At 65.1% G+C, this 11,073-nt stretch carries 11 protein-coding genes; 4 read left to right on the top strand and 7 right to left on the bottom strand.

Annotated elements, in window-relative coordinates; genetic code table 11:
• The 4 genes from ED21_RS09230 to ED21_RS09215 form a co-directional block, all read right to left on the bottom strand.
• Window positions 1–773, bottom strand: a 773-nt coding sequence (locus ED21_RS09230; protein ID WP_233995726.1) for a PQQ-binding-like beta-propeller repeat protein, incomplete at its 3' end; no start/stop codon positions are given.
• 17 nt (window positions 774–790) lie between these two features.
• The gene (locus ED21_RS09225; protein WP_006833609.1) at window positions 791–1,570 is read right to left on the bottom strand and encodes a tetratricopeptide repeat protein; all 780 of its coding nucleotides are present in this window, start codon (window positions 1,568–1,570) and stop codon (window positions 791–793) included.
• A gap of 133 nt (window positions 1,571–1,703) precedes the next feature.
• Entirely contained in the window at window positions 1,704–2,807 is a 1,104-nt protein-coding gene (locus tag ED21_RS09220; RefSeq protein WP_006833608.1) for a glycosyltransferase family 4 protein, read from the bottom strand.
• Window positions 2,804–3,685 (bottom strand): alpha/beta fold hydrolase, encoded by an 882-nt coding sequence (locus ED21_RS09215; protein WP_006833607.1) that lies wholly within the window; start codon window positions 3,683–3,685, stop codon window positions 2,804–2,806. Before ED21_RS09215 ends, ED21_RS09220 begins: the two co-directional genes overlap by 4 nt.
• A 79-nt stretch (window positions 3,686–3,764) precedes the next feature.
• On the opposite strand from ED21_RS09215, the gene ED21_RS09210 reads away from it, so the two are divergent.
• Both ED21_RS09210 and astD read left to right on the top strand, forming a co-directional pair.
• Window positions 3,765–5,168 (top strand): protein adenylyltransferase SelO family protein, encoded by a 1,404-nt coding sequence (locus ED21_RS09210; RefSeq protein ID WP_006833606.1) that lies wholly within the window; start codon window positions 3,765–3,767, stop codon window positions 5,166–5,168.
• 70 nt (window positions 5,169–5,238) lie between these two features.
• A complete protein-coding gene (astD, locus tag ED21_RS09205) occupies window positions 5,239–6,687 on the top strand; it encodes a succinylglutamate-semialdehyde dehydrogenase (protein ID WP_050784752.1) in 1,449 nt (482 codons plus the stop codon).
• A gap of 110 nt (window positions 6,688–6,797) precedes the next feature.
• On the opposite strand, the gene ED21_RS09200 is transcribed toward astD, so the two are convergent.
• Window positions 6,798–7,319, bottom strand: coding sequence for a glycine zipper 2TM domain-containing protein (locus ED21_RS09200; RefSeq protein ID WP_006833604.1), 522 nt, complete (start codon window positions 7,317–7,319; stop codon window positions 6,798–6,800).
• A gap of 180 nt (window positions 7,320–7,499) precedes the next feature.
• Here ED21_RS09200 and rarD point away from each other — a divergent pair, with 180 nt between their 5' ends.
• Window positions 7,500–8,402 (top strand): EamA family transporter RarD, encoded by a 903-nt coding sequence (gene rarD / locus ED21_RS09195; protein ID WP_006833603.1) that lies wholly within the window; start codon window positions 7,500–7,502, stop codon window positions 8,400–8,402.
• On the opposite strand, the gene pyrC is transcribed toward rarD, so the two are convergent.
• Both pyrC and ED21_RS09185 read right to left on the bottom strand, forming a co-directional pair.
• Entirely contained in the window at window positions 8,380–9,417 is a 1,038-nt protein-coding gene (gene pyrC / locus ED21_RS09190) for a dihydroorotase (RefSeq protein ID WP_006833602.1), read from the bottom strand. The genes rarD and pyrC overlap by 23 nt on opposite strands.
• A 9-nt stretch (window positions 9,418–9,426) precedes the next feature.
• Window positions 9,427–10,251, bottom strand: coding sequence for a patatin-like phospholipase family protein (locus ED21_RS09185; RefSeq protein ID WP_034922038.1), 825 nt, complete (start codon window positions 10,249–10,251; stop codon window positions 9,427–9,429).
• 38 nt (window positions 10,252–10,289) lie between these two features.
• Here ED21_RS09185 and ED21_RS09180 point away from each other — a divergent pair, with 38 nt between their 5' ends.
• On the top strand, window positions 10,290–11,024 hold the full coding sequence (locus ED21_RS09180; protein ID WP_006833600.1) for a folate-binding protein YgfZ: 735 nt from the start codon (window positions 10,290–10,292) through the stop codon (window positions 11,022–11,024).
• Window positions 11,025–11,073 lie beyond the last annotated feature (49 nt).

Below are 11,073 nucleotides of genomic sequence, written 5' to 3'. Positions count from 1 at the left end.
ACTGTGCCGTTGCCCGCAGCCGGCGACGCCACGCCGAACACGCCGGCCATGGTGGTCGAACCCGACTCCTGCCACGCGAGGCGGCCGTCGTTCGTGCCCAGCGCGAAGAGCTGGTTGTCCTGGCTCATCACGAAGATATTGCCGAAGGCGACCGTAGGCGAGCCGCGCAGCGGGCCGCCGGGCTTGACCTTCCACAGCTCGGCGCCCGTGTTCGCGTCGAGCGCATAGACATTGCCCGCGCCATCGGTGCCGTAGAGCTTGCCGTTGTCGAAGCTGACGCCGCCGCCAAAGGCGCTGGGACGCGTGTCGTCGGTCAGGTCGCTCTGGTAGCTCCAGACGCGCGCACCGGTCTGCGCGTCGAAAGCAGTGACCCGGCCATCCGCGCCGACCGCGAAGAGCTTGCCACCTCCAATGACAGGCGCGGCGCCCAGGCGGCGCTTGTTGCTGGCGCCTTCGACCTGCGCGGTGAAGGCCTGCACCGGGGATGCGGAAAGCGCGAGGTGGCCATAGCTCTTGTTGGCCGTCCCTCCGCCCTGACCCCAGGTGTCGTTGGCGCGCGCGGCCGGTAGCGTCACGGCAGTCCCCGCCAGAGCCGGATCGACCTTTGCGCCGGTTTCGATGCGCGAGAGGATCGGCTGGCGTTCCCCGATCGTCGGCGTGTCCTTCTTGCCGTCTCCGCCGCCGAACAGCCCGCCGCTACAGGCCGCAAGCGCGAGGGTCGAGGCCGCGACAGCCGCGGTCTTGAGGAAGGATTTCGTGGTCATCTGGCTCATGAAAATTCCGTTTCGTGTCATTCGCTGACGAGTTCGGCATCGGGAGTTTCGGCACGCTGGGTGTCGAGAATGTCCTGCACGTCGTCGACCGCATCGACGCCGAGGATACCGGCCATGTTGAGCATGCGCGCACGGGCCACTTCGGGCGTGTTCTCGTCACGCGCGATCTCGGCGAACAGCGCGCCGGCCTCGGCACGCTTGTCCTGCGCGAGATAGGCATGGGCAACGAGTTCGCCCGCGCTTGTGAAGAAGGGTTCGCCCGGCACGGCCAGCGGCTTCATCGCCGCGATGACCTCGTCCGGGCCCATTTCGTCGAACATGAGGGCGGTGCGGCGGACCAGCGCGAGGTTGCGCAGCGCCTCGGGCGCGTTTTCATCGTCGGCCACTTCGCCGAAGAGCGTGGCCGCCTTCTGCGTCTCACCCTCATCGGCCGCGATGCCAGCGCGCAGCAGCTTGGCGCTGATCGCTGGCGAGCCTTCGCCATCGAAGCCGTCGAGTTGGCCGGTGGCGGTATCGATATTGCCCGCTTCGAGCTGGTCGAGGATCGTCACCAGTTCCTCGCCCGATCGCTCCATCGTGCTTTCCTGCTGCTGGTCCCAGTAGAGATAGCCGCCGAAAGCCGCGAGCCCCAGCGCGACCACGCCGAGCAGCGGCTTGCCGTAGCTCGACATGAAACTTTCGAAATCGCCCTGCCGCACGGCATCGTCGACTTCGCGCAGCAGCGCTTCCCGCTCGGCGGCTTCGGCCTTGGCTTTCTTTTCCTCGCGGGAAAGTTCGGTGTTGGGTGTGCGTGCCACTTTGCGGCGGGCTCCGGTCCTTGAAAATTGGGTTCGCGGGTCTTTAGGCATCCCGCCTGTTAAGGGCAATGCCTTGGCATATCTTGCCTCCTGCCTGTCCCCGCCCGAGTGAACGGGCCATGAAAGGCAACGATCAGAATTCGCGTTTCATCGCGCTGGCATAGAGGCGGCGGCAGGTGGCGAAGACCTTGTCGCGGTCGAACGCCTGTACCGTCTGCGCCCGGTTCGCTTTGCCGAGCGTCGCCCGCAGCGCCTTGTCCCCGGCCAGCGCGCCGAGATAGGCGGACAGGGTGTCCCAAGTTTCCGGATCGTAGAGCCATTCGTGATTGGCCTCGGCCACGATGCCCTCGATCTCGTGCGTGCGCGGCGCGAGGATCGGGACGCTCGCCGCCATAGCCTCGACCACATGGATCGGGAAACCGCGCGCCGGCGATAGCTCCACGAAGATGTCGAACAGGCCCATCACCTTGACCGGATTGGCCAGCCCTTCGAGAAAATGCACGCGGTCGTTCAGCTCGAGCCGGTCGACCTGTGCTTCAACCTGCGAACGCAGACCCTCCTCGCCCGGCACGACCAGGTGCCAGTCCTCGTCCAGGCGAGCCATGGCCTCGACAAGTCCGGCCAGCTGCGGGCCGTCCGCCGCGTGCGGCCAGCACCCGATCCAGCGCTCGCCCTTGTGCTTGATCAGCCGGAGGCTGTCGTTCCGGGGTTTTCGTGCGAAACCCTTGGTGTCGACTGCAGGCGGGATGCGTTTGACGCGGCCCATCGGTTGCTGCCAATCGACCAGCGCCCGCTCTTCCAGCGCCTCTCCCGGCACGACCAGCCCGGCGGACTTGCCGAGCGCGATCCGCCGATACCATGTGCGCTTCACCCCCGGTTTCACGTCCGGCTTGTGCTCGTGATGCACGAGCGGCGGCAGGTTCATGGCATCCTTGAACAGCGTATGCGCCATGGCGACGTCGAGCGCTTCGTAGCCATGCGTCAGCACAAGGTCGAAGGGCGTCATGGCGCGCGCCAGCTTCTGCAACCGCCCGGGGAGCAGCGCCCCGTCCAGCGGCGGGAACTCGCTTGCGGTCTTCAGATAGGGGCTCCTGCGAAGCCCGGCGGGCAGTTCGCCGTCCGGAGTGACCAGCGTGTGGCGCAACCTGTTGCCGAAAGCGGCGATCAGCTCGGCAGACTGCCGCGTGGGCAGGACGTGCAGCACATTCGGCGCGAGGCCGTCGTCGGCAGCGCTCATTGCGCGGCGTTCAGCAGGGCTTCGATGGCGCTGCGCACCTTGGGTTCGTCGAGCGTGGGCGCATGGCCCGCATCGGGAATGACCACTACGTCCGCATCGGGCGCACGGGCCTGCATCTCGGCCAGCGTCTCCGCGCTCAGAATGACCGAGATGCCGCCGCGCACGAGCAGGAGCGGTTTCGCCGCCAGTGCCTCGAAGCCCGGCCAGAGGTCTGGCGGAACGGCGTTCTCGTCGGCGGCGGAGAAAGGCTCCGCGATCTTCATATCGTAATCGAAGGCGATCCGGCCGTTGTTGCACAGCGTCATCGAACGCTTGGCCATCTGGATCCAGTCGTTCGTGTCGAAGCCGGGGTGCGATTCGCCGTGGACTTCCTCGAGGCTGCGTGCGGCGTGCATCCAGGTCGGGAAGCTGCCGCCCTTGCCGAGATAGGTCTTGATCTTGTCGATCCCCTGCGGGTCGACCACCGGACCGATGTCGTTGATGACCGCCCCGGCGATCTTTTCCGGAGCGAACTGCGCCATCAGCATGGTCATGATGCCGCCCATCGAGGTGCCCACCGACACGAAGCGGTCGATCCCTTCCTGCGCCAGAAGCGCCATGACGTCGGCGATATAGGTGGGGACGGCGTAGGTCGCGCTGTCGTCGGCATAGGCGCTCTGCCCGCGGCCACGCATGTCGGGGACGATTACGCGGTGGCCCTGCGCCGCAATATGCGGGGCCAGCCCTTCGAAATCGCGGCTGTTGCGGGTAAGGCCGTGGAGGCAGATGACCGGCAGCTTGCCGCTCGGTGCACCCTCGCCGCCCGCGGCATAATCGCGGAAATACAGCTCCAGCCCGTCGGGGCTTTGCCAGCTGCGCTCGCTGAATTCGCTATCCATGCCTGCTCCGGTAGCGCGGCTTTGCGTAAATTTCGAGAGACGACTTGCATGACCCGCCCATGCGCCCCATCCAGACCCCATGCCAAGCGCCCCCGAACCCGCCGATTACCGCCCCGAAACCCCTATAACGGAGCTTGCGGACTGGCTTGGCGATCCGGTCGCACCGGCGGATTTCCCCGAGACGACGCTGCGTTTCCGGAACAACCGCTGGGCTGCCGCCGTCGGTCTGGGTGATCTGTCGGACAACGACTGGGCGCGGCATTTCGGACGTTTCGAATCGCTGGAGGACAACCTCCCCCAGCCGCTCGCGCTGCGATACCACGGCCACCAGTTCCGCGTGTACAATCCCGAAATCGGCGACGGGCGCGGCTTTCTCTTCGCCCAGATGCGCGATGGCGCGGGCCGCTTGCTCGATCTCGGCACCAAGGGATCGGGCCAGACGCCGTGGAGCCGCGCGGGTGATGGACGGCTGACGCTGAAAGGTGGCGTGCGCGAAATCCTCGCCACCGAAATGCTCGAGGCGCTGGGGGTCTACACCTCCAAGACGTTCAGCATCGTCGAGACTGGCGAGCAACTTGAGCGCGGCGACGAACCCTCGCCCACCCGTTCGGCGGTGATGACGCGGCTGAGCCACAGCCATATCCGCATCGGCACCTTCCAGCGCCTGCTCGTGCTGGAGGAGCAGGCCCATATGGAAGCGCTGGTCGCCTATTGCCTCGAACATTTCCCCGGCCCGCCTCCGCCCGAAGACGCGCCGGGCCGCGAGGATCCGGCCGTGCGCCTCATGCACCTCGTGGTCGAACGGCTTGCCGACCTTGCCGCCAGCTGGATGGTGGCAGGCTTCGTCCACGGCGTGCTCAACACCGACAATATGAACATTTCGGGCGAGAGCTTCGATTACGGTCCCTGGCGGTTCCTGCCAAAGTGGGAGCCGGGCTTCACCGCCGCCTATTTCGACCACCAGGGCCTCTACGCTTTCGGCCGCCAGCCCGAAGCGCTGCACTGGAATTGCGGCCAGTTCGCCATCGCGCTGCGCCTGCTGGCCGACGCGCCGCCGCTGATCGCTGCGATGGAGCGGTTTGGGCCGCTCTACATGGAGGCGGTCGGGCGGCGCTGGTGCTGGCGGCTCGGCCTCGTGCCCAGAGGGGGCGAGGAGGACGGTCGGCTGGTCGGCGCGTGCGAGGCCGAAATGGCGGCCAGTGGCGAACAGCCCGACGCCTTCTTCTACCGCCTGCGCACGGGCGGGGCGACGGGCGAGATTGCCGAACTGCTCGGCACCTACGACAAGGTCGAGGACACGCACGCCTATTGGAGCGAGAGCGCGCCCGAGAGCATGCTCATCAACGAGGTGGAGGCGATCTGGTCCGCAATCGACGAGCGCGACGACTGGGACCCGCTCCAAGAGAAAGTCACACGCCTGCGCCGCATGGGCGATGCGCATGGCCCTGCCCCCGTCCCTTGTGGACACATTAGCTGTCTCTGAAATTGACGCGACGAGGCAGAAGGCACATAGGCAGTTGCCAAATGGGCAACGGGTTGAAGGACAGGCTTTCGTGTCTGACAAGATGATTTCCACCGAGCCGGCGACGGGCAACCAGATCTGGCGCGGCAAGGTCGGCAATATCGACAAGGTGATGGAACGCGCGCTGGCGGCAAAGCGCGATTGGGCGCGGCAATCACCCGCGGTCCGCATGGAACTGATGCGCCGCTTCGCCAACCAGGTGCTGAAACACGCCGAACCGTTCGCCGAACTGATCGCGCGCGAAACTGGCAAACCCCTGTGGGAGGCCCGCACCGAGGTCGAAGCGGTCAAGAACAAGGTCGAGATCTCGATCAAGGCCTATGCCGAACGCACCGGCCAGAAGAAGCTCGACAGCGCGCTTCAGGGCAGCGCGGCGCTGCGCCACAAACCGCATGGGTTGATGGCGGTGCTCGGCCCCTACAACTTTCCCGCCCACCTGCCCAACGGCCACATCGTGCCGGCGCTGATCGCGGGCAATGTCGTCGTCTTCAAGCCGAGCGAGAAGACCCCGGCGGTGGGCGAATTCCTGACCAAGCTGTTCCACGAGGCCGAAGTGCCCGAAGGGGTGATCCAGTGCCTCCACGGCGGGCCGGACATGGGCAAGGCGCTGGTCGCGCACGATGCCGTCGACGGCGTGCTGTTCACCGGCTCGGCCCCGGCGGGGATCGCGATCAACAAGAAGCTCGCCGGCAACCCGGCCAAGATCGTGGCGCTCGAAATGGGCGGCAACAACCCGATCGTCGTCCTCGACACACCCAAGATCGAAGATGCGGCGGTCACGATCATCCAGTCGGCCTACACCACCGCCGGCCAGCGCTGCACAGCCGCGCGCCGCCTGATCGTGCTCGACAGCGTCTATGACGAAATCATCCCGGCCGTGAAAAGCCTCGCCGAGCGCCTCATCGTCGACGAGCCATTCGCAGAGCCGCAGCCTTTCATGGGCACGGTGATCGACAACCCGACCGCCGACATGATGATCGAAAGTCAGGACGCTCTGCTGGCCCATGGCGGCGAGGCAATCCTCAAGATGACCCGCCCGCAGGAGGACCTGCCCTTCCTCACGCCCGGCATCATCGAAACGACCGCCATTGAGGACCGGCCGGATGTCGAGCTGTTCGGCCCGCTGATCCAGGTCATCCGCGTGAAGGATTTCGACGAGGCGATCGCCGAAGCGAACAACACCCGTTACGGCCTTTCGGCCTCTTTGATCGGCGGCGATCCGGACGATTTCGAGAAATTCTGGACCGAGACCCGCGCGGGCATTGTCAATTGGAACCGCCCGACCAATGGTGCTTCCTCGGCAGCGCCGTTCGGCGGCATCGGGCTATCGGGCAATCATCGCCCCGCAGCCTATTACGCGGCCGATTACTGCGCCTATCCAGTGGCCAGCACCGAGGTCGACCAGCCGCGCGCAAGCATCGGCGTGGGCCTCAAGGATGGCGTAAAGCCGACCCGCAAGTCCAAGGACGCGCACACGTAGAAGGGCGCCGCCCTTCCCTTTTTGCAAGGTTCAGGACGACGCCCAGTACGACCCGAAGGGTCGCCCCCTCCGAACTGCGGGTGGGCGCAGTCCGAAAGTTCGCTATTTGACTAGCCGCAGCGCGTGCTGGAACGGTCGATCGAGCGGCCGAGCAGCGCGCCCGCCGCACCGCCGATGATCGCGCCGAGCGTACGGTCACCGCCGCGACCGGCGACTTCATGACCGATCAGCGCGCCGACGCCCGCACCGACCAGCAGACCGGTCGTGCCGTCGTCCTTGCGGCAATAATAACGGCTATCGCGGCCGCGCCAGATACGGGTGTCGCGACGGACCGGCTGGCCCCAATTGCGATCGTAACCCATGTAATAGGGACGCGGAGCGCGCTCACGGACGACCACGACACGCTCGCCGTAGTAGCGGTCGTGATGGTGGCGGCGATGCTTGCGCTTCTTGTACTTCCTGTGCTTCTTGCCGTGCTCGAAGGTCGTGTCCGCAGCGATGTCGGCATGCGCGCCGGCATGCATCTGCACCTGCGGAGCGGCCTGCATGGGAACGGCAGCGCTTGCCGGCATGGCAAGGGTGAGGCCGGTTGCGGCAAGGGCCAGCGAGATGGTCTTCGTGAGCTTTGGCATGAGCGTTTCCTTTGGTCGTATTCGACTCGGGTTATCCTGATGCCGTTCAGTATTACGCTCGCTTTCCTGAACCGATTGCAACGCAGCGGTCAGATTTCGATTTATCGACGAGCCGTGTTTTCTCAGCCGACGAGATGAGGCTTGCAGGGGCCAACGCCCCGGCCTAGGCGCGTCTCATTCATGGAAACGACAGCAACCGAACACCCCCGGACAGGCCTTTGGGCAGCGCTCGGAGCCTATCTGATCTGGGGCTTCCTGCCGCTCTACCTGATCTTGGTGCGGAGCGTTCCGGCGATGGAATTCGTCGGCTGGCGGATCATCTGGACGTTGCCGCTGTGCCTGCTGATCGTCGCTGTACGAAAGCAACTGCCGCAGCTGCGCGCTGCGCTTTCCAACCCGCGCACCATGGGCTGGCTATTCCTGAGCGCCACGCTGATCGCAGTTAATTGGGTGGTCTATGTCTGGGCGATCCAGAGCAACTACGTCTACGCCGCCAGCCTTGGCTATTACATCAACCCGCTGATCAACGTGCTGCTTGGCACGCTTTTGCTGAAGGAGCGGTTGTCGCGGGCGCAGTGGGTTGCGGTGGCGCTGGCGGCGGTGGGCGTCTCGCTCCTTTTGGGCGGCGCGCTGACGACGCTCTGGATCAGCCTGACGCTGGCGCTGAGCTTCGGCACCTATGGCCTCATTCGCAAGCAGGTCGATGTGGGGGCCCTCCCCGGCCTGACGATCGAGTCGCTGGTGCTGCTCGTGCCTGCCTCGGTGGTCGCCTTCTATTACGCGGGCACACCGGCCGGATCGGCCTTCACGCAGGAAACGGGCCTGAGCCTCGCGATCATGCTCGGCGGCGCGCTCACGGCCTTCCCGCTGCTGATGTTCGCCATTGCAGCAAGGCGGCTGCCCTATTCGACGCTCGGCTTCATCCAGTTCCTGGCGCCGAGCATCGTCTTCATCCTCGGCCTCACCGTGTTCGGCGAGGAGTTGAAGCCCGTTCAGGCCGCGTGCTTCGCCTGTATCTGGGCGGCAGCGGCGATCTTCGTTTGGGACCTCGTCGCGCGGTCTAGGAAGCCAGCCGCCATTTAAGCGTTTCGCCCGCGTGGAAGGGCACGATCTCGGCCTCTCCGCCATTGACCTCGGCCGGAACCTCGACAGCAGCCTTTTCCAGCGTCACCCTCTTCTCGTTGACGGGAAGACCGTAGAACGCTGGTCCGTTGAGGCTGGCGAACGCCTCGAAGTGATCGAGCGCTCCCTCCTTGTCGAAGACGGTGACATAACTCTCAAGCGCGAAGGGCGCGTTGAATATGCCTGCGCACCCGCAGTCGCTTTCCTTCGCATGGCGATGATGCGGCGCGCTGTCGGTACCGAGGAAGTACTTGGCCGATCCCGAAGTCGCCGCCTTGCGTAGCGCGAGCCGGTGCTCCTCGCGCTTGGCGACGGGAAGGCAGAACATATGCGGGCGAATGCCGCCCACGAGGATGGCGTTGCGGTTGATGTGGAGGTGCTGCGGGGTGATCGTCGCGCCCACCTTGGGGCCGGTCGCGTCGACGAACTCGGCGGCCTGTTTCGTGGTGATGTGTTCGAAGATAACCTTCAACTCGGGCAGGCGTTCCACCAGCGGGGCGAGGATGCGGTCGATGAACACCGCCTCACGGTCGAAGATGTCGATCTCGGCATGGGTGACCTCGCCATGGACGCAGAGCGGCATCCCGATCGCGGCCATCTTTTCCAGCACGCGCTCGATATTCGCGATGTCGGTCACGCCGTGGGCAGAGTTGGTGGTCGCGCCTGCCGGGTAGAGCTTGGCCGCGGTCAGCACACCATCCGCGAAGCCCGCCGCTAGGTCGTCGGCATCGGTCTCGTCGGTGAGATAGGCGGTCATCAGCGGCGTGAACTCCACGCCCTCCGGGACTGCTTCGAGGATGCGGGTGCGATAAGCATCGGCAAGCGCGCTGGTGGTCACCGGTGGGGCGAGATTGGGCATGACGATCGCGCGGGCGAACTGGCGCGCGGTATGCGGCACTACGGCGCGCATGGTCTCGCCGTCGCGGAAGTGGAGATGCCAGTCGTCGGGGCGGCGGATGGTCAGCGATTCGATCATGACAAGCCTTTAGTCGTCGAGGTCATGCTGCGCCAGCCAATGGCGCCCGTCCTTTTCGCCCTGAGCCCAGGTCCGCTCGACCTTCGTGGCATCGGAGAAGTCGATCTTGTCCGCCGCCACCTCTTCGCTCGGCTGGACATAGGTCCGTCGGCATGTCTGCGGCAGGTTCGCGTAACGACTACTGAGCAGCACAAGGGTACGACCGCGATCGGGCTGCGGCATGGGCGCTTTGTCCAGCATCCCACCATCGAGCACTCGGTCCCCATCCCAGCAGGGCACGTCGAACAGGGGCGGAATCGTTGCGGCAGCACAAACCAGATCGACGAGCTTGCCCTCACGCGCAGCTAGCCGCGCATCAACGCACAGCCCTCCCAGGCCCGCTTTCTTGGGGATCACCAGATGGGGCGTTCCGCGAACGAATTGATCGACCTTGTAAGCAACGCCGTAGAAGGATGCTGCCAGGCGGGCCGGGAGGGGTTTGGGAGGACAGGAGAGATGAACTTGATACTCCGGCCCATCGCAGATCCGTTCGATCGCTTCCTTGTCGAGCGTAGTATCCACAACTGCACGGTATATTTCCTGATGCGGGGTGAAGTTCGAGCTGCCCCTATCGAAATTGGCATCGTTAATGCGGAACGCCTCGGTCATGAGCATCAGAAGATCCTGCTCGCGGTTTCCAAGCCACGCGGCTGCGCTGAGCGCTCCGCCCGAAACACCGCTCACGCGCTTCACATCGAGCGACAAAGCATCACCAGCTGTCGATAGAAAACCCCCATGCCAAAAGCAGCGAATGCCTCCACCGGAGAATGCGATTTGATCAAAGCGGGTATCCATACCGTTGCCTATGGCGGCAGGCGGCCTATCTGTCACGCATGACAGCCACCCGCCTCACCAGCCGCGCCATCGTGCGCCTGACGCCCGCCGATGACAGCGAAAGCATTGCCGACTTCCTGCAAGGCTTGCTCACGAGCGATGTAAAGCAGGCGCTACCTGTCTATGCTGGGCTGCTTACGCCGCAGGGCAAGGCGCTGTTCGACATGATCGTCTGGCCTGCGGGCGATGACGGACTGCTGCTCGATTGCGAGGCCGAAATTGCCGAAGAACTGGCTAAGCGCCTCTCCCTCTATCGCCTGCGTCGCAAGATCGACATTGCTGTGGACGACACAGTCGGCGTCCATTGGGAAGGCCACACGGGAGACGGCGGCGCGCCCGATCCGCGTCTGGCTGCGCTCGGCCAGCGCTGGCTCGCCCCGGTGGCGGAGGATGAGGGATCGGCGGACGAAGCATACCGCGCGCATCGCCTGTCGCTCGGTGTGCCCGAAGGCCGCGCGGAACTGGGCGACATATTATGGTTGGAGACCAACGCGGTCGAACTCCATGGCGTGGCCTTCGACAAAGGCTGCTACATCGGCCAGGAAAACACCGCGCGGATGAACTGGCGCAGCAAAATCAACCGGCGGCTGGTCGTGGTGCCGCTGGAGCAATCCGACGAGAAGCGGCGCAAGATCGCCTATGAGGAGCTGGGCCTCGCCATCGATCACTTGCGCGTCGGCGATATCGACCCGGACCTTGCCCCCGACTGGCTCAGGACGTCGCTGGCAGAGTAGGACTGGTCTCCGCCTTCCCGATTTGCTTCCCATGGCCGGCTCGGAAAGG

It is taken from the genome of Erythrobacter sp. SD-21, from assembly GCF_000181515.1.
Lineage (GTDB): Bacteria > Pseudomonadota > Alphaproteobacteria > Sphingomonadales > Sphingomonadaceae > Qipengyuania.
The sequence above is the reverse complement of the archived record's forward strand: the minus strand, read 5'-3'. Positions and strand labels throughout refer to the sequence as shown.